Genomic DNA, 22,188 nt, shown 5'->3' on the forward strand with positions numbered 1-22,188 from the left:
GTGGATTCGTACCGTGACCCAGCAAGCTACCCCCGCCCGTCCGGCCCCGCGCAGCAGGCTCCGCCGGGGGCTGCCGCTGCTGATCACCGCCTGGCTGGTGCTGGAGATCTGGCTGCTGGTCCTGGTGGGGTCCTGGCTGGGCGGCTTCGCCGTCCTGCTGCTGCTCGTCGTCGGCGGGTTGACCGGTGGCTCGCTGATCAAGCGGGCCGGGCTGAAGGCTCTGTCGGCCGCGATCGAGCAGAGCAAGAACCCGCAGTCCCAGCAGCGGCAGACCGGCACCAGCATGACCGTCCTGGCCGGGCTGCTGCTGATCGTCCCCGGCTTCCTGTCCGACCTGGTCGCCCTGACCCTGCTGTTCCCGCCGACCCGGGCGCTGTGGCGGGCCGTCGGCCGCAAGGTCGCGGACAAGGCGGTGCGCAGCGCCTCTGCCGTGGGCACCGACCCGTTCGCGGACGCGATGCGGCTGCAGGAGCAGCTGCGCATCCACCGCCCGGACGGCAAGGTGATCCAGGGCGAGGTGGTCGACCCGGAGAACGGCCCGCGCGGCCCGCAGGGCCCGGACACCACCTACCGCCCGCCGATCAACGGCTGACCCTGCCGGGAACGGCCCGCGACAACGCGCAGGCCCCGGACAACGCGAAAGGGACCCTGGCGACCAGGGTCCCTTTTCGCGTCCTCCCGCGCGCGGCGGGAGCGAGGTGTTGTCAGGCGCTCTTGCGGGTGTCCCGCGGGTGCACCGCGAGGTTCATCCCACCGGAGCGGAGCACGGCCAGCCGCTCGGCCAGCACCTCCTCCAGCTCCTCGCGCGTCCGGCGCTCCATCAGCATGTCCCAATGGGTGCGCGTGGGCTTGACCTTCTTCTCCTCAGGTTCGTCACCGTCGAGAAGTGCCGCCTCCTGGCCACAGAAGCGGCATTCCCACACCGGGGGGATCTCCGCTTCGACCGAGAAAGGAACCTCGAATCGGTGTCCGTTCTGACATGCGTACTCGACGGTCTGGCGGGGAGCCAGATCGATACCACGGTCGGTCTCGTAGCTAGTGGCCCCGAGTCGCGTGCCGCGGAGAGCTCGCTCGCTCATGAATCGTGCCTCCCGGGCTTATGGCCCACAGGACTAGTGGTCGCTGTTCTTCGTCGTTCGGTCAACGCTCGGCTTCCGACGAAGATTCCCGTCCCGGGACATGCGTCGTCTGTCGTGCCGCCCCTGTTTGTACCCACCGGCGCCCGATTTGTCACATCTGGCCGGTGATATCACCCCAGGTGTCACCTATTTCACATCTGGCGATCGTGGGGACTTTCTGTGACGAGCGTACCGGCAGGGCATTCGGGGCCGTCCGCCGACCCCGCTTCCCGCGGGATCAGGAGATCGGTCGGGAACGGATCATCGGCTCGGCCTTGCCGAGGTCGACCGAGTGGTTCGGCGGCACGGCTCCGTCGGCCGTCACCACCGGCGGGCGGTCCGGGCGGGGCGGTGCGGCGGCCGCCTCGGTCCGGCTGTCGCGGTGCGGCAGCAGGGCGATCACGGCGTCCCGCAACTGGGCCGGGGCGTCGTCGTCGAGCGGGTCGACGGTGGCCGGCACCTGGAGCCGGACGGGGGTGCCGTTGCCGATCCGTGCGTAGCCGCGGCCGGCCGGGGCGTGCGCGGCGGGCGCGATGTCCAGCGGTGCGCCGAGCGCGGCGCGGGCCTCCTCGGGCCCGGCCGGACCGAGCAGCACCCGGGCCCGGGTGGTGGCACGGACGGTCGGGGTGATCCGCTCCCGGGCCTCGACGTCGTCCGCGATCACCACGGTGATCCGGGCGGCCCGGCCGTGTCGCAGCGGCAGCTCCAGCAGGTCCTGCGGGTCGGGGCGGCCCTCGGCGTGGGCGAGCTCGCTCAGCTCGGTCGGATGGTCCAGCAGCAGCCACAGCGGCCGGGTGACGTCCTCGGGCAGGCTGGCGCCGGTGTGCCGGGCGGCGTTCACCGCGGTCAGCCGGCGCTGGGTCTCCTGGGCGGCCCAGGTCAGCGCGGCCAGTGCGCCGTGCAGGCTGGTCTCCACGGTGTGCACGCCGGGCCGGTTGACCAGGCAGGCGTGCTCCCCGGTCCCGGCGCCGTCGATCACCACCAGGTCGGCGTACGGGAGGGCCTGGAGCGCGATCGATCGGATCAGACTGGAGGTGCCGTAGCCGGCGACGCCGAGGGCCAGCAGGTGGGGTTCGGAGGAGCGCGGGCCGGTGCGCCAGACCACCGGCGGCTGCTGGATGATCACGCCGCCCCGGGTGACCGGGATGGTGCGGGCGGTGCCGTCCTCGTCGGTGAAGCCGAGCACGATCTCGCCGGGGGCGGCCACGAAGCGCTGGGCGACGACGTCGGTGGGCAGCGGGGTGAGCGCGGTGATCCGCAGCCGGTTGGACTCCTCGTCCCAGTCGAAGCGGTACTCCCGGGCCCGCCCGGCCTTGCCCTGGACGACCTGTTCGATCCGGGCCCGGGCGGTGGGCTCGGTGTCGGTGAAGTACGCGGGGTAGCTCAGCTCCAGCCGGGAGAGCCGGCCCTCGCCGTCGAACTCCCAGGAGCTGAAGGCCTTCTGGTAGCTGCCCTCGAAGTGGTAGAGCGGGTTGGCGTCCTCGAGGCCGCACAGGTACGGCGTGAGCGCCGCGTAGAGGGCCCCGAGCTTGACGTCGGCCACGTCCGGGGTGGGCGGGGCGGGCGTCGCCTTGGGGGTCCGGCCGGCCCAGGCGGCGCTGGCCATCAGGGCGACCAGCGCGAACAGCAGGCCGTGCGGCAGCAGGTAGATGCCGAGCAGCATCGCGGCGGACAGGAACAGCGTCGGGCCGCGGCGCTCCTGAGGGGTGGCCTGCCAGCGCTCCCAGGCCCAGCCTGCGTGGTGGCGCAGGCCGCGGCCGATCACGGCGAGCGGGGCGAACATGTCGGTGGCGTGGTCCCCGGCGGTTCGGGCGATCTCGCGGCCCTTGGTGAGATGGCGGTTGAGCGGCATTCCGTGACTCCCCGGTCGAGTGGGACGGGTGGGGTGAGAGGGGGACTGCTCGTGGTACGACGGGGCCCGGGGCGGTGGGATCCGCGCCCGGGCCGGTGGGGGAGTGGCGGCGCGCCTAGAACTTGATGCCGCCGAGCAGGCTCGCCAGGCTGGCGCTGCCCGCGGTGATGCTCGGGGCGATGGAGGAGCCGGCGACGTAGAAGCCGAAGAGGGAGCAGACGACGGCGTGGGAGGCCTTTAGTCCGTCTCTGCGGAAGAACAGGAAGGCGATGGTGCCGAACAGGACGATGCCGGAAATCGAGAGGGCCACTTCTGCTCCTCGGGGAGGGGACGGGGGACAGTGTTACTTAAGGTGCCCTTATCGTGACAAAAAGTAATAGATGATGGAACGGCGCAAATGGGTGGTTCTGCCGTTCGATGCCGCCGGGAAGTCGGAGGAGGCGGGCGGATCGGCCCGGGTGGGGGCCCGGTGCCGCACGGACGCCGCGTGGATCCGGTGCCGCAAGGCATTCCCGGGGGCTGGGTGGGAGGTTTCCGGGGGGTCCCGGAAGTTCGCTCGAACGGCCGCGCGGCCCGCCCGGCCGCACGTCGTACCGCGTCCCGTGCCGGTGGGGCCGTCATCCGGAATCCGGACGCCGGCTGGCCCGGTCCGGCGTCGCCCGCTACGGTGCGGTACGCACGAACCCCGCCAGCCCTCCGGAAAGGCAGTCCGCCATGACCGATGCCCCCGACGCCGAGGTGATCGCGCTCGCCGGGAAGCTCTTCGACGCGGCCCGGGCCGGTGACACCGCCACCCTGACCGCCGCCGTAGACGCGGGCGTCTCCGCCGACCTCACCAACGGCAGCGGTGACACCCTGGTCATGCTCGCCGCCTACCACGGCCACGCGGCCACCGTCGAAGCCCTGCTCCAGCGCGGCGCCGACCCGAACCGCGCCAATGACAAGGGTCAGACCCCCTTGGCCGGAGCGGTCTTCAAGGGCAGCACCGACGTCGTCGACGCCCTGCTCGCCGGCGGCGCCGATCCCAGGGCCGGCGTCCCGTCCGCCGTCGACGCCGCCGCGATGTTCGGCAAGACCGAGCTGCTGGCCCGGTTCGAGGGCCGCTGAACCGAAGCCGTAGGCTCTTCCACCATGGAGAGCACCGCCACCAAGGACACCGGCACCGTCGAGTTCCGCATCACCGGGTACGCCCACCCCGACGCCCAGGCCCTTTCGGCGGAGGTGCAGCAGGAGTACGTCCGCCGCTACGGCGACCCGGACGAGACGGTGATGCACCCGGAGGACTTCGAGGCACCGGCCGGCCTGTTCATGATCGCCTACCTGGACGGCCGCCCGGTCGCCTGCGGCGGCTGGCGGGCCAAGCAGGCCGGTCCGGACGGGCTGCGCGACGGCGACGCCGAGGTGAAGCGGATGTTCGTGGTGCCCGACGCCCGCGGCCGGGGTCTGGCCCGGGCGGTGCTGCGCCGGCTGGAGGAGACCGCCGTCGAGGCCGGGCGCACCCGCTTCATCCTGGAGACCGGTACCGAGCAGCCCGAGGCGATCGCGCTGTACGGCTCCGAGGGGTACGCGGCGATCCGCAAGTTCGGCATCTACAAGGACCACGCGCAGAGCATCTGCATGGGCAAGGAGCTCCCGGCGGCGGTCTGACCGGCCGCCGTCCGGGAGCCCGGGGTCCGGGTACCGGCGGTCTGAGCGGTGCGCGCGCCGGGTAGACACCGGTGGTGAACCACCAACCACCCGACGCCGCACGGCTCCCCGCCCTGGCCGCGCCCGGCGGGGAGCTGGACCTACTGGTCCGCGAGGGCGTGCGCACCGTCGGGGCGGGCGCCGTCTGGGCCGCCGGTGACGCCGGGGGCACGCTCGGCGGCGGCAGCCACGGCGCGCTCGGGCGAGGCCCGTACGCGCGGCTCGCCCCCGGGCCGGACACGCTGTACGACCTCGCCAGCCTCACCAAGATCGTGGCGCTCTGGCCCTGCGCCGGAGCGCTCCGGCAAGACGGGCGGCTGCCGCTGGACGAGCCGCTCGGCCGCTGGTGGTCGCCTGCCGCCGGGCACCCGGTCGGTGCGGTGACGGTCCGTCAACTCCTCGCCCACGCCGCCGGAATGCTTCCCTACACCCGCTTCGAGCAGCTCTACGGGCGGGCGCCGGCGGCGATCCGGGCCGGGGTGATCACCGCCCCGCTGCACCGCGCGCCGGGAACCGCCGTCGAGTACACCGACCGCGCCGCCGTGCTGCTCGCCTACCTGGTCGAGGACCTCGGCGGGGCCCCGCTGGACGAACTCGCCGCGCGCTGGGCCTGGCGGCCGCTGGGCATGACCGACACCCGCTACGGGCCGCTCGACGCCGCGGCCACCGCCCGTACCGCGCCCACCGAGTTCGACCGGTCGACCGGCGCCCACCTGCGCGGCGTGGTTCACGACCCCTCCGCGCGGCTGCTCGGTGGCGTCTCCGGCAACGCCGGGGCCTTCTCCACCGCCCCCGACCTGGCCCGCTTCCTCACCGCCCTGCTCGCCCCGCCGCTCCGACTCCCCTGGGGCGAAGCGTGGATCACCGAGTCGCTGCGCGAGCAGACCGGCGGCCTCGCCCCCGCCCGAGGCCTGTCCTGGCTGTACGCCCCCGGCACCGACCCCGCCGAAGGCACCTTCGTCCACTACGGCTTCACCGGCACCGGCATCTGGGTCTCCCGCCGACTCGGCCGCTGGGCCCTGCTGCTCACCAACCAGGTGCACCACAGCCGGATCACCCAGTCCCTCACCGATCTGCGCAACGCCTTCCGGCGGGCCGTCTTCGGGTGAGGCGTGCGTAGTACCCGATCGGGTGGATTAGGTACGAACCACCTTTCGCGCAGCGGCGACCGGGGCAGGGTGGCCGCGACGGAGGACGGCCGGCGGAGGAAGCGCGATGACGGACACCTGGGAACTCTCGGAGGAGGAGTGGCTCTCCCGGATGGTGCGCGCCTACATCGGCTGCAGCGTGCTGCTCACCGACCGGGAGGGCAAGGTCCTGCTGCTGAAGGCCAGTTACCGCGACCAGTGGCAGTTTCCCGGTGGCGGGATGGACCCGGGGGAGGGGCCCGCCGGGTGCGCGGCCCGGGAACTGCGCGAGGAGACCGGGCTGGTGGCGCGTGACCTGCGGTTGCTGGTGGTGGAGTGGCGCGAGGCGATCCCCGATCAGGGTCAACACGCCCATCCGGCCGTGCACTTCATGTTCGACGGCGGCGCGGTCGAGCCGGGGGCGGTGGTCCGGCTCCAGGCGGAGGAGATCGCCGACCACGGCTACTTCGGCCCCGCCCGGGCGGCCACCCTGCTGCACCCCTGTGCGGCGCGCCGGCTCACCGCGGCCCTGGAGGCCCGGCGCACCGGCGCAGCCGCGCTGCTGCATTCGGCGGGGTATGTGGGGTGAGCCCGCGGGAAGGCGGTCAGAGCAGGGTGCTCCAGTAGTACCAGAACCGGTTGAGCACCATCAGTGCGATCACGGCCGCCCATAGCACCGGCAGGGCCCAGTGGTAGCGCGCCGCCTCCCGGACGACCGTCCGCATCCGCGGCCCGACCGGGATCACCCCGGTGCGCAGGTTGTGCAGCGTGGTGTACCAGAACAGCACCACCGTCGTCGCCCAGACCACCATGCAGTACGGGCACAGGGCGCCGATGCCGTACAGCGACTGGTCGATCAGCCAGTGCGTGAACACGATGCCCAGGGTCGTCCCGGCCTGCAGGCCCAGCCAGAACCAGCGCCGGTAGGCGGCGCCGGCCAGCAGTCCCGCGCCGACCGCCGCCAGCGCGCCGAAGGCGGCCAGGCCGAGCAGCGAGTTCGGGAAGCCGAACACCGCGGCCTCCTCGGTACGCATCACCGAACCGCAGCTGATGATCGGATTGATGTTGCAGCTGGGGACGTACGACGGGTTCTCCAGGATGCGGAGCTTGTCGAAGGTCAGCACGGCCGAGGCGGCCAGGCCGACCAGCCCGCCGAGGAACAGCAGCAGGGCGAGGGCCCGGCCCGCGCCGATCGGGCCCGGGCCGGCGGCGTCGGGGGCGGGACGGGAGAGGTGCGCGGTGGTCGCGGTCATGACAGCACACTCCGGGGCTGGCTGGGAGGGGCCGGTCCGGCCGGGAGTTCGGCCGGACCGGTGGTGCCGTGCGGTGCGGGGTGGCCTACTGCAGGCCGGCGACCTGCTTGACCTGGGCGGTGAACTGCTCCGGAGACGCCGGGGCGTTGCCCGTGAACAGGTTGATCGGCTTGCCGTCCACCTTGACCGTCGGCGTGCCGGTCACCTGGCTGCTGTTGAACGCGTCGGCCACCTTCGCCGCCCACGGCGCGTACGTCCGGTCGGTGACCGCCTTCACGAAGGCGTCCGTCTTCAGCCCGGGCACCTGGCCCGCCAGGTCCAGCAGGTGGTTGACGTCGCCGAAGCCGTCCTCGCGCTCGTCCGGCTGGTTGGCGTACAGCACGTCGTGGAAGGCCTTGAACTTGTCCACGCCCTCGTTCAGCGCGGCGCCGGCGGCGGCCAGCGCGGTGCGCGAGCCCTTGCCGCCGAGGTTCTTGTCCAGGAACGCGGCCAGGTGGTACTCCACCTTGATCTGGCCGTCCTGGGTGATCTCCTTGACAGTCTGACCGTTCGCCGCCTCGAAGTGCTTGCAGACCGGGCAGCGGAAGTCCTCGTACACCTCCATGGTGTGCGGGGCGTCGGCCTTGCCGTAGGTGATCACCGTGCCGTCCGGACCGGTGGTGTTGGCCGGGACGACCAGCGGGGCCGCGGAGGCGGCCGCGGCGCCCTTGTCGTCGTTCTTCGAGCCCGTGTTGATCGCGAGCGCCACACCGCCCGCCAGGGCGAGTACGACGACGGCCGAGACCGACACGACGATCCGCTGCCGGCGCCTGGCGGCCTGCTGCTCGCGGCGCTGCGCCTCCTGGATGCGCTCGCGGGCGCTGACGCGCTTCTTGTTCTTGTCCTGGGCCATGGGGAAGTCAACTCCTGTACGCGGCGCGCGGGTGCGCGCGGGTGGCCGCACACACGGGTGCGGCGGGGGCAAGTGACGCGGGAGTCGTGCGCACTGCCTGGGGCGTACGGAAAGCGCTTACGGAAGCGTGCTCACGTGAACGTGCTCACGGAACGTGCTGACGGAAGCGGGGTACGCGCTCAGCAGGCAGGCGCGAGGACCGGCGGACCACGCCGGGGCGCCGGGCTCAGCACCACGTCCTCGCGGCGCGGCCGCTCGTGGTCCGACACCGGCAGTGGCACCCGCAGCACCGGGCGCACCGGGGCGGGGAGCAGCAGGACGAGCAGCGCCCGCAGCGGGCGGGCCACCGACTGGCGCAGCGCGCGCAGCGCCTGAGTCAGGCCGGACAGGGCGGAGTCGCCCAGCCGCAGCCAGGCCGAGGCCGCCAGCGCGATCACCAGGTGCACCAGCAGGAGCAGCAGCTGGGTCGCGGCGGGCGCCAACTGCCCGGCGTGCCCCAGCGGGGCGCCCAGCAGCGAGCCGTCCACCGAACCGCCGCCGCACACCAGCAGGTTCACCCCGCGCGCGGACACGTGCTCGGACAGGACCGGCCCACAGCCGGTCTGGCCCAGGTTGAAGGTGGTGTTGAGCAACAGCTCGACCGGCACCATCACAGCGGAGATGTGCAGCAGCCGCCGCTCCCCGCCGGCCAGCACGGCCGAGACCAGGAACACGACGGCGCTCGCCGTGGCCACCAGCGACAGCGGCAGCGGGCGACCGGTGATGACCACCTGACCCAGCGCGGCCATCGGCACGGCGAGCGCGGTGAACACCGCGGCCCGCAGGGCCCTGGTCGCATGGGTGGAGGTCATCACGCCCCGGAGTATGCCATGCCCCTTGCGGCGGACACGAGACCGCGTACCGGTACGGCGCCCGGGTGACGCCCCCTCAGCCGAGCGTCGAGTCGACAGCCGCACCCGCGCGACTAGCCTGGAAGGCGACCCGGCGAGGGGGTGCACGCGCATGGCGAGACCCGAAACCACGGTCGGACAGGTGCTGCTCGACCGCATCGAGGCCCAGGCGGTGGTGCTCGCCGGACTGGACGACGCCGTCCGGGCGGACGCACCCGACGCGGTCCACCGGATGCGGGTCGCCTGCCGGCGGCTGCGCAGCGCCCTGCGGACCTTCCGCCGCCTGCTCGCCCCCGGCGCCACCGACGCCCTCGTCGCCGACCTGCGCTGGCTGGGCGCCGCGCTGGGCCGCGCCCGGGACCGCGAGGTGCTCGCCGAACGGCTGGCCGCCCGGGCCCGCGAGCTGCCCGCGGCCTGCGGACCGGAGCGGGTCGCGGACGCGCTGGAACAGTGGGGCGAGGCCGAGTACCGCCGGGTGAGGCCCGAGGTGGTCGCCGCCCTCGACAGCCCCCGCCGCCGGGCCCTCGCCACGGCCCTGACCACCCTGCTCGCCGACCCGCCGCTGCGCCCCCGGGCCGCCCGCGCCGCCGCCCCCGAACTCTCCCGGATCGCCGCCCACGAGCAGCGCCGCACGGCCGAACGCCTCCGTCTCGCCCTCGCCGCCGACCCCGCGCACCGCGACCGGGCCCTGCACGAGGTCCGCAAGGCCGCCAAGCGCGCCCGCTACGCGGGCGAGACGGCGGCCCTCGCCGTCGGCCCGGCGGCGGAGTGCTACACCGAGCGGATGAAGGCAGTCCAGGAACTGCTGGGCGAACACCAGGACGCGGTGGTCGCCGCCGCGGCCCTGGCCGACCGGGCCACCGAGGGCGGCGAGCCCTTCGCCTACGGAGTGCTCTACGCGGGCCAGCTCGCGGAGGCGGAGGCGGCGCGCGCCCGGCTGACGCAGGTGTGGGCGGACGCGGCGAAGCGGAAGCTGACCCGGTTCGGCTAGGCGTGGCCGGCGGATCCCGGCGGATCCCGGCGGAACGGCACGCGGCGCTGCGACGTGTGCGTCGCACGGCGGGGACCAGGCGCGCCGGTGACCGGCCTGCGAGGTGCGCCCGTGCCCGGGGGGTGGTCGTCACCGGCGCGTGGCGCGGCATCGGCGCGGCCGCCGCCCGGTTGTTCGCCCGGGAGGGCGCGCTGCTGGTGCTGGCCGCCCGCTCCGGGCCGGAGGTGGAGGCGCTGGCCGCAGAGCTGCGGGCCGGGGGCGCGCGGGCGGTGGCGGTCGCCGCCGACCTGATCACAGCCGACGGCGCTCAGCGGACGGTGGACGCGGCGCTGGAGGCGTTCGGACGCCTGGACGGCGGCCTTCGACAACGCGGGCAGCGGCCTGCCGCCCGTGCCGCTGGCCGAGCGCTCGGAAGCCGAGTGGGACGACAGCCACGCACTCAACCTGCGCGGCAGCTGACTCTGGCTGCGGGCGCAGCTGCGGGCGATGGCGGCGGGCGGGCGGGCGTGGTGGTGCGGTGGTGCTCAACTCCGGGGTGGGGGCGCTCGTCGGGGGCTTCGGCGACGGCGCCCAGCAGGCCGCCAAGCACGGGCTGACCGGACTGGTGAAGGCGGCCACCGCCGACTGCGCCCGTCAGGGCATCCGGGTCAACGCCGTCGCGCCCGGGGTGGTGCGCACGCCGGGGAGCGAGCCGTACTTCGAGGCGGGGCCGGAGTTCGCCGCGCCGGTGGCCCGCTCGACCCCGCTGGGCCGGCCGGGCCGGGCCGCCGAGGTCGCCGAGGCGGCGGCCTGGCTGCTGAGCGACCGGGCTTCCTATGTCGCGGGGGTGGCGCTGCCGGTGGACGGCGGCATCACGGCCGTCCGACGGTTCGACTGAGGCGCTAGCGGGGCCTGAGCCCCGCCGAGAGGGCCGCCTCGCGGAGCAGGTCGCGGAGCATGGCGGTGGTGAGGCGGCCGGTGTTCGTGTTGCGGGGGCTCACGTGGTAGCAGCCGTAGAGCCGCAGGTCGGGGCCGCCGTCGCGGGCCGGGAAGGTGGCCATGGCGGCGTGGCCGAAGGCCGGGCGGGGGCGGGGGACCACCCAGCCGGCGTCGGCGACCACCGGCAGCATCGCCTGCCAGGCGAAGGCGCCGAGTGCGACGACGGTCCGGACGGTGGGGCGCAGCAGCTGCATCTCGCGGGTGATCCAGGGGCGGCAGGTGTCGCGTTCGGCGGTGTTGGGCTTGTTGTCGGGTGGGGCACAGCGGACCGGGTCGGTGATCCGGACGCCGTACAGTTCCAGGCCGTCGCCGTGGCGGACGGAGTGCGGGCGGTTGGCGAGCCCGAGCTCGTAGAGGGCCGCGTAGAGGAGGTCGCCGGAGGGGTCGCCGGTGAAGATCCGGCCGGTGCGGTTGCCTCCGTGGGCGGCGGGGGCGAGGCCGACCAGGACGAGCGGGGCCTCGGGCGGGCCGAAGCCGGGGATGGGGCGGGCCCAGTAGTCCCAGTCCTGGTAGGCGCGGCGCTTGGTGCGGGCGGCCTCCTCGCGCCATTCGACCAGCCGGGGGCAGGCCCGGCAGTCGGTGACGACGCGGTCGAGTTCGGTGAGTCCGGTGGCGCGGGCGGCGGCCTCGGCGGGGTGGTGGGGGTGGCTCGGGTCGTCGGCGGGGACCAGCTGCATGGTCTCGATCCTAGGGCCGTCGGCCCGATCGCTCCGGCCGCTGCCGGCCGGTCCCGGGGAGGCTCCGGCCGCTGCCGGGCAGGCGTAGCGTGGAATCAGTTGCTCCGGCGGCCCCGGCCGGTCCGGTCGCCGGTGGCCGGACCGGCTGGTGTGCGCGGAGGCCGCGAGGAGGCCGCGATGATCGTCGATGCGGTGCTGGGGGCTCTCGGGGGGCTGGTAGGGCTGGGGGTGGTCTGGGCGGGGCTGAGCATCCGGGTGGTCCAGCAGTTCCAGAGGGGCGTGGTGTTCCGCTTCGGGCGGGTGCGTGAGGAGGTCCGCAAGCCGGGGCTGGTCGCGCTGATGCCGATCGCGGACCGGCTGCGCCGGGTGAACGTGCAGATCGTGACGATGCCGATCCCGGCGCAGGAGGGCATCACCCGGGACAACGTGACCGTGCGGGTGGACGCGGTGGTCTACTTCCAGGTGCAGGACCCGGTGAAGGCGACGGTCAACGTGCAGGACTACAACTTCGCGATCTCCCAGGTCGCGCAGACCTCGCTGCGGTCGATCATCGGCAAGAGTGAACTGGACGACCTGCTGGCCAACCGCGAACCGATCAACCAGGGGCTGGAGTTGATGATCGACAGCCCGGCGCTGGGCTGGGGCATCCAGATCGACCGGGTGGAGATCAAGGACGTCGCACTGCCGGAGTCGATGAAGCGCTCGATCGCGCGCCAGGCGGAGGCCGAGCGGGAGCGGCGGGCGCGGATCATCACGGCGGACGGCGAGTACCAGGCCTCGGAACGGTTGTCGGAGGCGGCGGCGGTGATGAGCGCGACCCCGGCGGCGCTCCAACTGCGCTTGCTGCAGACCGTGGTGGAGGTGGCGGCGGAGAAGAACTCGACGCTGGTGCTGCCGTTCCCGGTGGAGTTGCTGCGGTTCCTGGACAGCGCGACGGAGTCCCAGCAGCGGGACCTGTTGGCGGCCGCCGCGGTCGCGGCCGCGGCGAAGTCCGCGGAGGAGGCGGTGGAGAGCGGTGAGGTGCCGGAGCCGGAGCTCGACCGCGAGCAGTCCAAGCACGAACTCCCACCCCTGGAGGAGGTGTTGTCCCGCTCGCCGCTGGAGGGCGGGGACCGGGAGGGCGGTCGGGTGGAGTCGGACGGGCACGGTGGTCCGGAGGAGCACACGGAGCCGGGGAGCGCGTCCTGAGGGGTGCCCGGTGGCGTGCGGCACCGGCCCGGACCACGATGGACGAGAGGGAGCAAGCCAGGTCAGGAGGCGGACCATGACCAGAGCCAGCGACATCATGCACCAGGGCGCGGAGTGCATCCGTGAGCACGAGACGCTCGCGGCCGCCGCCCGGATCATGCGGGAACGGCATGTGGGCGCGCTGCCCATCTGCGGGGAGGACGACAAGCTGCTGGGCATCGTGACCGACCGCGACATCGTGCTGCGCTGCGTCGCGGAGGGGGGCGACCCGGCGGAGATGACGGCGGGCGACCTGGCGCTCGGGCGGCCGATGACGGTGGAGGCGGACGAGGACTGCGAGCAGGTGCTGCGCGTCATGGAGCAGTACCAGGTCCGCCGGCTGCCGGTGATCAGCCACCCGGAGCACAAGCTGGTCGGCATGATCAGCGAGGCCGACATCGCGCGCGGCCTGCCGCAGGCGCGGCTCGCGGAGTTCGTCACGGCGGTGTGCGCGGAGGAGCCGCCCAAGAAGGAGGCGTTGCAGGGCTGACCCGGCCGGACCGGTCCCGGGCTCGCGCCCGGGGCCGGTCGCGTGGGGAGGTCATCCCAGGGCGTAGACGGAGGTGGCCCGGGCGGCGGGCTCCTCGGTGCCCTCGGCGGTGAGGGTGACGTCGAGGAAGGCGATCCGGCGCCCAAGCTTGGTGACCACGGCGTGGACCAGGACGTCGCGGCCGCTGACCGCGCGCTGGAAGCTGGTGGACTGCTGGACGGTGGTCATCGGCGCGAAGCCGCCCCGGGCCGCCGAGAGGGCGACCACGCAGGCGGTGTCGGCGGCGGCCATCAGCGCCTGGCCGGACAGGCCGCCGCCCTCGCGGGCGAGTTGCTCGGACCAGGGCAGTCGCAGCACGGCGTGCCGCTCGCCGGTCTCGGTGGTGGTCAGCCCGAGCACCTGCACCCAGGGGGCGAAGTGGTCGGCCAGGAGCTTGTCCGCCTCGGCGGGGGTGAGGGTCATCGCGCCATTGTGCCGGGAGGGTTGGCGCGATGTCAGGTGCCGGCGAGGGTGTCCAGGTGGCGCCGGAGCACCGCGCGCAGCTCGTCCGGCCCGACCAGGTCGGGGTGCTGGACGGCCTGCAGGGTGAGGCCGTCCAGCAGGGCGGAGAGGCGGCGGGTCTCCAGTTCGAGGTCGAGGCCGGGCGTGAGGGCGCCGGAGCGTTCCGTCTCGATCAGGACCCGCTGGACCAGCGCGTCCAAACCCGCCTGCAACTCGACGGCGCGGGTCCGTAGTTCGGGCCGGGTGCGGGCGGCGGTGACGAAGGAGAGCCAGAGCGCGGACTCCTCCCGGCGTTCGGCGTCCAGCGGCAGGGTTTCGGCGAGCAGCCGTACGGTCTGTTCGCGACGGTCGGCGCCGGGGGCGGGCTCCGGGTCGAGCAGGACGCGGGCATGGGTCCGGACGCGGGCGTCGATTCGGCGCGCCAGCTCCTGCATGGCGAAGATCATCAGCTCGGAGCTGCCGGCGAAGTAGTGCCGCACCGAGCCCACGGCGAGTCCGGCCTCTTCGGCGACGTTGCGCAGCGAGGCGTGTTCCAGGCCCTCCCGGGCGGCGACGCGCAGGACGGCGTCGGCTACGGCCTGGCGGCGTTCGACGGGGTCGACGATCTTCGGCATGTTGCCGTTATAGCACGGGCGGGCTAAATTGCTGATTTAGCACGGTCAAGCTATAAAAACTCGGGGAGCAGGGATGAACACCTGGATGCACATGGCGCTGATCGCCGCCGTGGTGGTCGTGGTGGTGGTCCGGAGGCTGCGCGGTGAGCCGCTCAACGCCAGGGACCTCTTCGCGCCGCCGGTGGTGCTCACCGGCCTCGGCTTGTGGGCGCTGTCGCAGGAGCACGGCCTCCGAACGGGGGACTGCGTCTGGGTGGCGGCGGGTGCCGCGCTCGGCACCGCCTTCGGTGCGCTGCGCGGTGCCACCATCCGGCTGGATGAGCGCGACGGGGTGCTGTGGCAGCGCTACACCGGCTGGACCTTCCTGGTCGCCGTGCTCTCGCTCGCCGTGATGGCCGGCTTCGCGGTGCTCGCCGAGCGCAACGGCCTGGCGCCGGGGGCCCGACCGGTCCAGCTGTCGATCGGCGTCGGCTTCCTGGGGGAGGCGCTGGTGGTCGGCTACCGTGCGCTTTCCTCCGGGATCCCGTTCGCGCCCGAGCGGCGGGGCTCGAACCCGTCGCTCAGTTCGGACCGGTTCCGCCGGTAACTGTTCGGCGGAACCACGGAGTTGACCCAGGACGAGACCTCCGGCGGCTGGCGCCGGCCGGCCACCGGGGCCGACGGCGAGACCGGCCGGGCAGCGGCGGGCCACCCGACCCGGGGGGAGACCGCGGCACACGCCGGGGCCTTCCTCGCCGCGCACGCATGACCGCTCCAGCTACCCGTCGGCCCGCAGCTCCCGGGCGATCAGCTCCGCCAGGTGCAGGGCCCGCCGCCCGTCCGCCAGTTGGGCGATCTGGGTGCGGCAGCTGAAGCCGTCCGCCAGCACCACCGTGTCGGGTCCGGCCGCCCGGACCTCGGGCAGCAGCACCCGCTCGGCGATCGCCTCGGACACCTCGAAGTGGCCCCGCTCGAAGCCGAAGTTGCCCGCGAGCCCGCAGCAGCCGGAGTCCAGGACCCGGTTGTGCAGGCCCAGTCGGGCCTCGACCCGGCGATCGGCCGCGCTGCCTAGCACCGCGTGCTGGTGGCAGTGGGTCTGGGTGACGGCGTCCAGCCGGACGCGCGGGAGCGGAGCGTCCGGGGCGTGCTCGTCGATGAACTCGGCGAAGGTGCGGGTCCGTTCGGAGGGCGGGCGGCCGTCCGCGCCGAGCAGTCGGGGCAGGTCCTCGCGCAGGGTGGCCGTGCAGCTGGGGTCCAGGCCGACCACCGGGGTGTCGGCCGGCACCCCGGTGGCGGCCAGCGCGCCCAGGCTGCGCCGCAACGCCCTTCGGGCGGTGCCGAGTTGGCCGGTCGAGTACCAGGTGAGCCCGCAGCACACCGGTCCTTCGGGCAGTCGGACGTCGAAGCCCAGGTGCTCCAGCACCTCGACGGCCGAGCGGAGCACGTTCGGCTGGAGGTGGTTGGAAAAGGTGTCCGGCCACAGCACCACCGGTCGCGCGCCCGCCGGGGCCGGGTGGGCGGCGCGGTGCCGCCGGTACCAGTGGGTGAAGGTCTCGGGCGGGAAGACCGGCAGCACCCGGCGCCTGTCGATCCCGCCGAGCCGCTTGAGCAGCGCGCCCGCCGGCGAGCGGACCAGCGAGTTGGCCGCCCCCGGCGCGAGCGCGACCGCCCGCAGCCACAGCGGAAGCCAGCCCATCGAGTAGTGCGACAGCGGGCGCGGCCGGCGCCGGTAGTGCTGGTACAGGAACTCGGTCTTGTAGGTCGCCATGTCGACGTGCACCGGGCAGTCGCTCGCGCACCCCTTGCAGCTCAGGCAGAGGTCCAGTGCCTCCCGCACCTCCGCCGAGCGCCAGCCGTCCGGGATCGCTTCGCCGCGCAGCATCTCGGCGAGCAGCCGGGCCCGGCCCCGGGTGGAGTGCCGCTCCTCGCCGGTGGCCATGTAGCTCGGGCACATCACCCCGGTGGTCGGATCCACGCACTTGGCGACGCCCACGCAGCGGTGGACCGCCTTGACCAGGCTTCCGCCGTCCTGCTCGTACGGCAGGGCCAGCGGCAGCGGGCGGCGCGGGGAGGTGACGAAGCGCAGGTCGGCGTCGAGCGGGCGCGGATCCACCAGGGCGCCCGGGTTGAGCAGGTTCTCCGGATCCCAGATCCGTTTGAACTCGCCGAACAGCGCGATGACTTCGGGCGGGTACATGCGCGGCAGCAGTTCGGCGCGGGCCTGCCCGTCGCCGTGCTCGCCGGAGAGCGAACCGCCGTGGGAGACCGCCAGATCGGCGGCCTGCTCCAGGAACTCCCGGAAGACCGGCGCCCCCTGGGGCCGGTCCAGCGGGAAGTCGATCCGCAGGTGTACGCAGCCGTCGCCGAAGTGCCCGTACGGGACGCCGCGCAGGCCGTGCCGGCGCAGCAGGGCGCGCAGGGCCCGCAGGTAGTCGCCGAGCCGCTCGGGCGGGACGGCGGAGTCCTCCCAGCCGGGCCAGGCCTCGCCCCCGCCGGGCAGCCGGGTGACGATCCCGGCGCCCGCCTCCCGGACTGCCCACAGCTGGCGCTGCTCGACCGGGTCGGTGACCAGCGCGACGGCGGCCGAGCGCTCGCGGCGCACCGCGTCGGCCAGCCGGCGGGCGGCCTGGTAGGCCTCCAGCGCGGTGGCGCCGCCGGTCTCCAGGAACAGCCAGCACTGGCCTGCGGGCAGCCGGTCCAGCGCGGGCGGGCGCGGGCCGGCCGCAAGCAGCGCGGCGATCAGGTCGGCCGACATGCCCTCGGCGGTCAGCGGACCGTACGGCAGCAGCGCCGGGACGGCGTCGGCGGCGGCGCCCTCGTCCGGGTAGCCGGCCACCACCAGGGCGCGGGCGGGCGGGACCTCGACCAGCCGGACGGTGACACCCAGCAGCAGCGCGCAGGTGCCCTCGGTGCCGGTGAGCGCCCGGGCCAGGTCGTGGCCGTGCTCGGGCAGCAGCGCGTCCAGCGGGTAGCCGGAGGTGCGGCGGGGCAGCTGGGGCATGCCCTGGCGGATGACGGCGAGGTTGCGGTCGGTGAACTCCTGGAGCCGGGTGTGCAGCTCGCCGACCCGCCCGGGCGCCTCCCGCAGCGCCGCGCGCTCGGCGCCGGTCAGCCGCCCGCCCACGGTCAGCTCGGTGCCGTCCGCGAGCAGCAGCTCCAACTGCTCCACGTTGTCGGCGGTGCGGCCCCAGGCGAGCGAGTGGGCGCCGCAGGAGTCGTTGCCGATCATGCCGCCGATCGTGCAGCGGCTGTGGGTGGACGGGTCCGGGCCGAAGCGCAGCCCGTACGGCCGGGCGGCGCGCTGGAGGTCGTCCAGCACGGTGCCGGGCTGGACGCGGGCGGTGCGGGCCTGCGGGTCGATCTCCAGCACCGAGCCGAGGTGGCGGCGGAAGTCCAGCACCATCGCGCCGGGCCCGATCGCCTGCCCGCCGATGCTCGTCCCGGCCCCGCGCGCCACCACCGGCACCCCGTACCGGCGGCACAGCGCCAGCGCGGTGCGCACGTCGTCCGGGTCGGCGGGCTTGACCACACCGAGCGGCAAGTGCCGGTAGTTGGAGGCGTCGTGGCTGTAGACCGTGCGCTCGGCCGCCCCGAAGCGGACCTCCCCGCGCAGCACGGCGGCCAGCTCACGGGCCAGTTCGGCCCCGGGGGCGGCGGACGGACGGCTCACCAGGGACCTCCCGAGCGGGTGCGGCAACGGCTCCGCCGATGATCGCAGCCGCCACGCCGCACGGGTACCGGGCACGACGGGGGTGGAGCGCGGTGTCCTCGATGTAGCTCGATCGGATGATGGCCCGCTTGCTCCGCAGCGTCGTCCCGGATCCGCTAATTCCGCCCTGTGAGGGTGCCGCGGGCGATGTGGGAGAGCTTGGCGACCTCGAAGGCCGGGTAGGCGCCGCTGGCCAGCAGGGAGAACTTGATCCCCAGCCGCCCGCCCGGCTTGCGGTGGCCCGGGGGCATGAAGCGGCGGTGGTGCTCGGCGGCCCGGTGGAAGAACTGCGGGCGTTCGGCGCGGGTGACGCAGCCGGCGAGGTCGAAGACGAACAGGTAGTGCCGGATCATCCGGACGAACAGGGCGTCGCGCACCGCGTACAGGTGCGGCTGGTCCTCCAGCAGGGCGAAGCTGCGCTCGTACTGGTCGAACAGGTCGAAGACGCTGCTGCCGGGGCCGCCGGCGGGGTGGACGGTCTCCCGGCGGCGCAGCTGGACGCACTCGCGGGCCAGCACGGCGGCCTTCCGGGCGCCGAGCAGTGCGGCGTGGACGACCGGGACCTCCTCGTACCGGCCGTCGGGGAAGGTGAGCCCCAGCTCCTGCCAGTGGCCGCGGCGGATCAGTCGGTCCCAGATCAGCGGCGGCGCGCCGAACAGCTCGGGGCGGTCGAAGGGGGCGAAGGCCTCGGGGCCGGCCTCGGCGAGCAGGGTCTCGGCGCCGCCCGGCCAGTCCCGGTCGTTGTGGCGGCGGGAGTGGCCGAACAGCAGGACGTCGACCGGGCCGGTCTGCTGGAGCCGGTCGGCGAGCGCCTGGAGGGCGTCCCGGGGGAGCAGGTGGTCGGCGTCCAGGAACAGCAGGTAGTCGCCGGAGGCCCGCGCCGCGCCCGCGTTCCGGCTCACCCCGACCCCGACCGCCGCGTTCAGGTGCAGCACCGACACCCGCGCGTGTCGGGCCGCGAAGGAGTCCGCGAGCCCGGCCGCGGTCTCGGGGGAGCGGTCGGCGACCACGATCACCTCGACGTTCGCCAGGGACTGGGCGAGTAGCGAGTCCAGGCAGTCGGCGAGCTGTCCGTGCTGGTCGTAGGCGGGGAGCACGACGCTGATCAGGGGTGAGGGCATGACGCCGGAGCGTAAGAGGGCGCGCGAATCGTGGCAAAGGCCTGACGGACCGTAATTCAGAACAATTGGCACCAAATAGTACGAGCGTGCGCCATATCTTCACGTCGCCTTCTGGGCGTGCACACGTCGACCTGAAACGCCGCGAGGCCCGCGACGCAGAGCGCGTCGCGGGCCTGGGGCGTGTACGGAGGGCAGAGCCGGGTCGGCTCAGTACCAGTGGTGGGCCTGCCAGAACGACCAGGCGGAGCAGGGGCTGCCGTAGCGGCTGTTCATGTAGTCGAGGCCCCACTTGATCTGGGTGGCCGGGTTGGTGCGCCAGTCGGCGCCGGCCGAGGCCATCTTGGAGCCGGGCAGCGCCTGGACCAGGCCGTAGGCGCCGGAGGAGGCGTTGACGGCCAGCGGGTTCCAGCTGCTCTCGCGGAAGACGATGTTGCTGAAGCACTGCAGCTGGCCGGCCGGCACGATCTGCGCGGCGATCTGCTGCGGGGTGCCGGAGTAGCTGTTGAGGTTCTGGCGCTGCTGGGAGCGGGAGGCGGCGGCGTCGGCCTGGGCCTTCGCGTCGGCCTGGGCCTGGGCCTGTGCAGCGGCGTCCGCCTGGGCCTTCGCCTGCGCCTCCTGGGCGGCCTGGGCGGCCTGCGCGTCCTGGGCCGCCTTGGCGTCCTGGGCGGCCTTCTCGGCAGCGGCAGCGGCGTCGGCCTGGCCCTGGTCGCCGACCGGCTTGCCGTCCACCGAGACGGCGGCCACCGGGGCCGCGGCCTCGGCGTGGTGCGCGGTCTGCGGGATGGCGAGGGCGGCGGTGGCGGCGCTCGCGACCACGATGGTGGCGACGCCGGTGATCAGGGAGTTGCGGCGGGCATGGCTGAGCTGCATGAAGCGGACAATCCTTTTCCGTCGGGGGCCGTGCCGGTGGTACCGGGCTCGGGGCTTCGCGTGGGCTCCGGGTGAGCGGGGCCCGCGAGGCCGTCCGGGACGGCCGTGGCACCCCGGCGGTGACGGCGGGGCGGGCGGGCTGCGCGCGGCGGGCTGACCGGCCGGCGCTGCCTGGCGACGGGCCATTCTTGGCAGGGCTGGGGACGGGTGGCAAAGGCGTTCGCTACTACGCCCCGTAGTGGTTGCGGGGCGGGCGTGACCGGGCGAGCCGGAGAGTTTGTGGAGGTTTGTCCGTTTTCGACCCCTGAGGGTCGCGGGCCGACCGCGTCGGCGGAAGACGGCGTCGGAAGAGTCGATGGCCTGCGTTCTTGAGGCCGGGGACGGTTGCCGCTCGGGCGGCCGGGGTGCGGCGGCCGGGGTCTTCCGGCCGGTGCGGCGCTCGTGTCCACTATCCGGGGCCGTAGATGCGAAACCCCCTGTGGGCGGGCTCACATGCGGGCAGCGCCGACTTCGACGCAGTGTGACGGGCCCGTGGCGGCCGGCCGGGGTCGCGGGGGCGGCCGCAAACGGCAACCGGGCCCGGGAGCCTCCGCAACGGCTCCCGGGCCCGGCGTTCCGGCGCGGCGCGGACGGGTCAGGACTCCGCCGCCACCGCCGCCCGCCGCCGTCGGCCCACCACGGCCGAGGCGCCGAGCACGATCGCCGCGGCGACCAGCGACAGGTACATCTGCTGGCGTCCGTCGTGGTCGGTGAACATGTACACCACGACGAAGCCGATCATGCCGATGGCGAACCAGGTCAGGTAGGGGTACAGCCACATCCGGACGGTGTGCCGCTCGGGCATCTCGCGCTCGATGATCTTGCGCATCCGCAGCTGGGTGGCGCAGATGACGAGCCAGACGAACAGTGCGATTGCTCCGGAGGAGTTCAGCAGGAAGGCGAACACGGTCTTCGGCGAGGTGTAGTTGAAGAAGACGGCGACGAAGCCGAACACCACCGAGGAGAGGATCGCCACCCGCGGTACGCCGCGCGAGGTCACGGTCGCGAAGGCCTTCGGGGCGTCGCCGCGCTGGCCGAGCGAGAAGGCCATCCGGGAGGCCGTGTACATCCCGGAGTTGAGGCAGGAGAGCACGGCCGTCAGCACGATGACATCCATCACCTGGCCCGCGTGCGGGATGCCCACGTGGTCCAGCACGGCCACGTACGGGCTGGCCTTGACCTCGGCCGAGTTCCAGGGCAGCAGGGTGACCACGAGCAGGATCGAGCCCAGGTAGAAGATCCCGATGCGCCAGATCACGCTGTTGGTGGCCTTGCTGACCGCCTTCTCCGGGTCCTCGGACTCGCCGGCCGCCAGGGTCACGATCTCGCTGCCCATGAAGGCGAAGACCACGGTGAGCATGCCGGTGAACACCGCACCCACCCCGTGCGGCAGGAAGCCGCCCTGACCGGTCAGGTTGGAGGTGCCGACCGCGTGGGTGCCGGGCATCAGGCCGAAGGCGGCGAGGGTGCCGATCACCAGGAACGCGGCGATCGCGACCACCTTGATCCCGGCGAACCAGAACTCGAACTCGCCGTAGGAGGCGACCGAGAACAGGTTGGTGGCGGTCAGCACGCCCATGACTATCAGCGCCCAGCCCCACTGCGGCACGCCCGGCACCCAGGTGTTGAGGATCTTGGCGCCGGCCGTGGCCTCGACCGCGAGCACCACGACCCAGAAGAACCAGTAGAGCCAGCCGATGGTGAAGCCGGCCCAGCGACCCAGCGCGCGGTCCGCGTACGCCGAGAACGAGCCGCTCTGCGGGTCGGCCGCGGCCATCTCGCCGAGCATCCGCATCACCAGCACCACCAGCACGCCGGCCAGGGTGTAGGAGAGCAGGATGCCGGGGCCGGTGGAGGCGATGCCGGCGCCGGAGCCGACGAACAGGCCGGCTCCGATCACGCCGCCGATGGCGATCATCGACAGGTGGCGGTTCTTGAGCCCGGCCTTCAGGTGGCCGTCGCCACCGTGTCCGACTGGGCCGAGCGGGTGGGGGACGTCGGTGGTGTCCGCCGCCTGCTTGTTGGTGTCCGCACTCATGGAGGGGGTCCTCTGCCTTTCCGGCGCGGCATGACCCTCGGCTCGTCGTGCCGCAGGGTGGGGGACAGATCCGCGCATTGCGGTGCAACCTAACTTCTACGCCCGAGTATCGGAACAAAGGTTTGATAACTGTTCG

General features: G+C 73.7%; 25 protein-coding genes. 12 read left to right on the plus strand and 13 right to left on the minus strand.

All coding sequences use genetic code 11. The annotated features are described in order from the left end of the window. The first annotated feature begins 13 nt into the window (after positions 1–13). Entirely contained in the window at positions 14–592 is a 579-nt protein-coding gene (fxsA, locus tag BOQ63_RS35670; protein WP_072655639.1) for an FxsA family membrane protein, read from the plus strand. 112 nt (positions 593–704) lie between these two features. On the opposite strand, the gene BOQ63_RS35675 is transcribed toward fxsA, so the two are convergent. The 3 genes from BOQ63_RS35675 to BOQ63_RS35685 form a co-directional block, all read right to left on the minus strand. Continuing rightward, the gene (locus BOQ63_RS35675; RefSeq protein WP_030279777.1) at positions 705–1,079 is read right to left on the minus strand and encodes an RNA polymerase-binding protein RbpA; all 375 of its coding nucleotides are present in this window, start codon (positions 1,077–1,079) and stop codon (positions 705–707) included. A 277-nt stretch (positions 1,080–1,356) separates the two neighbouring features. Next, positions 1,357–2,970, minus strand: coding sequence for a hypothetical protein (locus tag BOQ63_RS35680; RefSeq protein WP_191093614.1), 1,614 nt, complete (start codon positions 2,968–2,970; stop codon positions 1,357–1,359). Between the two features lie 115 nt (positions 2,971–3,085). Continuing rightward, positions 3,086–3,280, minus strand: a complete 195-nt coding sequence (locus tag BOQ63_RS35685) for a hypothetical protein (RefSeq protein WP_030279774.1) — start codon at positions 3,278–3,280, stop codon at positions 3,086–3,088. Positions 3,281–3,684: 404 nt separating this feature from the next. Here BOQ63_RS35685 and BOQ63_RS35690 point away from each other — a divergent pair, with 404 nt between their 5' ends. From BOQ63_RS35690 to BOQ63_RS35705, 4 genes are all read left to right on the plus strand, one after another. Continuing rightward, positions 3,685–4,077 carry an ankyrin repeat domain-containing protein gene (locus BOQ63_RS35690; RefSeq protein ID WP_072655642.1) on the plus strand — a complete coding sequence of 131 codons (393 nt, stop codon included), beginning with the start codon at positions 3,685–3,687 and terminating at the stop codon, positions 4,075–4,077. 24 nt (positions 4,078–4,101) lie between these two features. Next, positions 4,102–4,617: a GNAT family N-acetyltransferase gene (locus BOQ63_RS35695; RefSeq protein ID WP_030279770.1), complete on the plus strand. Its 516-nt coding sequence runs from the start codon at positions 4,102–4,104 to the stop codon at positions 4,615–4,617. Positions 4,618–4,691: 74 nt separating this feature from the next. Then, positions 4,692–5,765, plus strand: a complete 1,074-nt coding sequence (locus BOQ63_RS35700) for a serine hydrolase domain-containing protein (protein WP_223886129.1) — start codon at positions 4,692–4,694, stop codon at positions 5,763–5,765. 106 nt (positions 5,766–5,871) lie between these two features. After that, positions 5,872–6,372 (plus strand): NUDIX domain-containing protein, encoded by a 501-nt coding sequence (locus BOQ63_RS35705; protein WP_037828443.1) that lies wholly within the window; start codon positions 5,872–5,874, stop codon positions 6,370–6,372. 16 nt (positions 6,373–6,388) lie between these two features. On the opposite strand, the gene BOQ63_RS35710 is transcribed toward BOQ63_RS35705, so the two are convergent. From BOQ63_RS35710 to BOQ63_RS35720, 3 genes are all read right to left on the minus strand, one after another. Further along, positions 6,389–7,036, minus strand: a complete 648-nt coding sequence (locus BOQ63_RS35710) for a vitamin K epoxide reductase family protein (RefSeq protein ID WP_030279764.1) — start codon at positions 7,034–7,036, stop codon at positions 6,389–6,391. An 85-nt stretch (positions 7,037–7,121) separates the two neighbouring features. Beyond that, positions 7,122–7,928, minus strand: coding sequence for a DsbA family protein (locus BOQ63_RS35715; RefSeq protein ID WP_072655643.1), 807 nt, complete (start codon positions 7,926–7,928; stop codon positions 7,122–7,124). 179 nt (positions 7,929–8,107) lie between these two features. Next, positions 8,108–8,779: a hypothetical protein gene (locus BOQ63_RS35720; protein ID WP_072655644.1), complete on the minus strand. Its 672-nt coding sequence runs from the start codon at positions 8,777–8,779 to the stop codon at positions 8,108–8,110. Positions 8,780–8,930: 151 nt separating this feature from the next. Between BOQ63_RS35720 and BOQ63_RS35725 the strand changes: the two genes are divergently transcribed. The 3 genes from BOQ63_RS35725 (at position 8,931) to BOQ63_RS35735 (ending at position 10,686) form a co-directional block, all read left to right on the plus strand. Next, positions 8,931–9,809 carry a CHAD domain-containing protein gene (locus BOQ63_RS35725; protein ID WP_050366925.1) on the plus strand — a complete coding sequence of 293 codons (879 nt, stop codon included), beginning with the start codon at positions 8,931–8,933 and terminating at the stop codon, positions 9,807–9,809. 122 nt (positions 9,810–9,931) lie between these two features. After that, the gene (locus tag BOQ63_RS35730) at positions 9,932–10,405 is read left to right on the plus strand and encodes an SDR family NAD(P)-dependent oxidoreductase (RefSeq protein WP_191093615.1); all 474 of its coding nucleotides are present in this window, start codon (positions 9,932–9,934) and stop codon (positions 10,403–10,405) included. Next, the gene (locus BOQ63_RS35735; RefSeq protein WP_072655645.1) at positions 10,327–10,686 is read left to right on the plus strand and encodes an SDR family NAD(P)-dependent oxidoreductase; all 360 of its coding nucleotides are present in this window, start codon (positions 10,327–10,329) and stop codon (positions 10,684–10,686) included. The genes BOQ63_RS35730 and BOQ63_RS35735 overlap by 79 nt, the downstream gene beginning before the upstream one ends. 4 nt (positions 10,687–10,690) lie before the next feature. On the opposite strand, the gene BOQ63_RS35740 is transcribed toward BOQ63_RS35735, so the two are convergent. After that, positions 10,691–11,464 (minus strand): uracil-DNA glycosylase, encoded by a 774-nt coding sequence (locus tag BOQ63_RS35740; protein ID WP_051746627.1) that lies wholly within the window; start codon positions 11,462–11,464, stop codon positions 10,691–10,693. A 177-nt stretch (positions 11,465–11,641) separates the two neighbouring features. Here BOQ63_RS35740 and BOQ63_RS35745 point away from each other — a divergent pair, with 177 nt between their 5' ends. After that, positions 11,642–12,652 carry a slipin family protein gene (locus BOQ63_RS35745; RefSeq protein WP_079183890.1) on the plus strand — a complete coding sequence of 337 codons (1,011 nt, stop codon included), beginning with the start codon at positions 11,642–11,644 and terminating at the stop codon, positions 12,650–12,652. A gap of 76 nt (positions 12,653–12,728) precedes the next feature. Next, positions 12,729–13,181, plus strand: coding sequence for a CBS domain-containing protein (locus BOQ63_RS35750; protein WP_030279752.1), 453 nt, complete (start codon positions 12,729–12,731; stop codon positions 13,179–13,181). A 51-nt stretch (positions 13,182–13,232) separates the two neighbouring features. Here BOQ63_RS35750 and BOQ63_RS35755 read toward each other — a convergent pair whose 3' ends face one another. Further along, positions 13,233–13,643 carry a PaaI family thioesterase gene (locus tag BOQ63_RS35755; RefSeq protein ID WP_072655646.1) on the minus strand — a complete coding sequence of 137 codons (411 nt, stop codon included), beginning with the start codon at positions 13,641–13,643 and terminating at the stop codon, positions 13,233–13,235. Positions 13,644–13,675: 32 nt separating this feature from the next. After that, complete coding sequence (locus BOQ63_RS35760) at positions 13,676–14,296, minus strand: TetR/AcrR family transcriptional regulator (RefSeq protein WP_072655647.1); 621 nt, start codon at positions 14,294–14,296, stop codon at positions 13,676–13,678. A gap of 73 nt (positions 14,297–14,369) precedes the next feature. On the opposite strand from BOQ63_RS35760, the gene BOQ63_RS35765 reads away from it, so the two are divergent. Both BOQ63_RS35765 and BOQ63_RS35770 read left to right on the plus strand, forming a co-directional pair. Further along, a complete protein-coding gene (locus BOQ63_RS35765; protein ID WP_030279746.1) occupies positions 14,370–14,882 on the plus strand; it encodes a CcdC protein domain-containing protein in 513 nt (170 codons plus the stop codon). A gap of 21 nt (positions 14,883–14,903) precedes the next feature. Next, positions 14,904–15,044 carry a hypothetical protein gene (locus tag BOQ63_RS35770; protein ID WP_167395822.1) on the plus strand — a complete coding sequence of 47 codons (141 nt, stop codon included), beginning with the start codon at positions 14,904–14,906 and terminating at the stop codon, positions 15,042–15,044. A 9-nt stretch (positions 15,045–15,053) separates the two neighbouring features. Here the strand turns inward: BOQ63_RS35770 and BOQ63_RS35775 are convergent, their stop codons facing one another. From BOQ63_RS35775 to BOQ63_RS35790, 4 genes are all read right to left on the minus strand, one after another. Next, positions 15,054–17,945 carry an FAD-binding and (Fe-S)-binding domain-containing protein gene (locus BOQ63_RS35775; RefSeq protein WP_223886130.1) on the minus strand — a complete coding sequence of 964 codons (2,892 nt, stop codon included), beginning with the start codon at positions 17,943–17,945 and terminating at the stop codon, positions 15,054–15,056. Between the two features lie 155 nt (positions 17,946–18,100). Next, positions 18,101–19,105, minus strand: a complete 1,005-nt coding sequence (locus BOQ63_RS35780; RefSeq protein ID WP_050366927.1) for a glycosyltransferase family 2 protein — start codon at positions 19,103–19,105, stop codon at positions 18,101–18,103. 207 nt (positions 19,106–19,312) lie between these two features. Beyond that, entirely contained in the window at positions 19,313–19,975 is a 663-nt protein-coding gene (locus BOQ63_RS35785) for an aggregation-promoting factor C-terminal-like domain-containing protein (RefSeq protein WP_150476237.1), read from the minus strand. A 634-nt stretch (positions 19,976–20,609) separates the two neighbouring features. Further along, positions 20,610–22,052, minus strand: a complete 1,443-nt coding sequence (locus BOQ63_RS35790) for an amino acid permease (protein ID WP_030279738.1) — start codon at positions 22,050–22,052, stop codon at positions 20,610–20,612. Positions 22,053–22,188 lie beyond the last annotated feature (136 nt).

It is taken from the genome of Streptomyces viridifaciens (assembly GCF_001888885.2).
GTDB classification, from domain to species: Bacteria; Actinomycetota; Actinomycetes; order Streptomycetales; family Streptomycetaceae; genus Kitasatospora; species Kitasatospora aureofaciens.

Coding starts and splice junctions, on each gene's coding strand:
- BOQ63_RS35755 (WP_072655646.1), bottom strand. CDS start 13,643: ATGACCCTCACCCCCGCCGAGGCGGACAAGCTCCTGGCCGACCACTTC.
- BOQ63_RS35715 (WP_072655643.1), bottom strand. CDS start 7,928: ATGGCCCAGGACAAGAACAAGAAGCGCGTCAGCGCCCGCGAGCGCATC.
- BOQ63_RS35720 (WP_072655644.1), bottom strand. CDS start 8,779: ATGACCTCCACCCATGCGACCAGGGCCCTGCGGGCCGCGGTGTTCACC.
- BOQ63_RS35780 (WP_050366927.1), bottom strand. CDS start 19,105: ATGCCCTCACCCCTGATCAGCGTCGTGCTCCCCGCCTACGACCAGCAC.
- BOQ63_RS35675 (WP_030279777.1), bottom strand. CDS start 1,079: ATGAGCGAGCGAGCTCTCCGCGGCACGCGACTCGGGGCCACTAGCTAC.
- BOQ63_RS35790 (WP_030279738.1), bottom strand. CDS start 22,052: ATGAGTGCGGACACCAACAAGCAGGCGGCGGACACCACCGACGTCCCC.
- BOQ63_RS35760 (WP_072655647.1), bottom strand. CDS start 14,296: ATGCCGAAGATCGTCGACCCCGTCGAACGCCGCCAGGCCGTAGCCGAC.
- BOQ63_RS35745 (WP_079183890.1), top strand. CDS start 11,642: ATGATCGTCGATGCGGTGCTGGGGGCTCTCGGGGGGCTGGTAGGGCTG.
- BOQ63_RS35740 (WP_051746627.1), bottom strand. CDS start 11,464: ATGCAGCTGGTCCCCGCCGACGACCCGAGCCACCCCCACCACCCCGCC.
- BOQ63_RS35695 (WP_030279770.1), top strand. CDS start 4,102: ATGGAGAGCACCGCCACCAAGGACACCGGCACCGTCGAGTTCCGCATC.
- BOQ63_RS35680 (WP_191093614.1), bottom strand. CDS start 2,970: ATGCCGCTCAACCGCCATCTCACCAAGGGCCGCGAGATCGCCCGAACC.
- BOQ63_RS35725 (WP_050366925.1), top strand. CDS start 8,931: ATGGCGAGACCCGAAACCACGGTCGGACAGGTGCTGCTCGACCGCATC.
- BOQ63_RS35690 (WP_072655642.1), top strand. CDS start 3,685: ATGACCGATGCCCCCGACGCCGAGGTGATCGCGCTCGCCGGGAAGCTC.
- BOQ63_RS35705 (WP_037828443.1), top strand. CDS start 5,872: ATGACGGACACCTGGGAACTCTCGGAGGAGGAGTGGCTCTCCCGGATG.
- BOQ63_RS35765 (WP_030279746.1), top strand. CDS start 14,370: ATGAACACCTGGATGCACATGGCGCTGATCGCCGCCGTGGTGGTCGTG.
- BOQ63_RS35750 (WP_030279752.1), top strand. CDS start 12,729: ATGACCAGAGCCAGCGACATCATGCACCAGGGCGCGGAGTGCATCCGT.
- BOQ63_RS35785 (WP_150476237.1), bottom strand. CDS start 19,975: ATGCAGCTCAGCCATGCCCGCCGCAACTCCCTGATCACCGGCGTCGCC.
- BOQ63_RS35710 (WP_030279764.1), bottom strand. CDS start 7,036: ATGACCGCGACCACCGCGCACCTCTCCCGTCCCGCCCCCGACGCCGCC.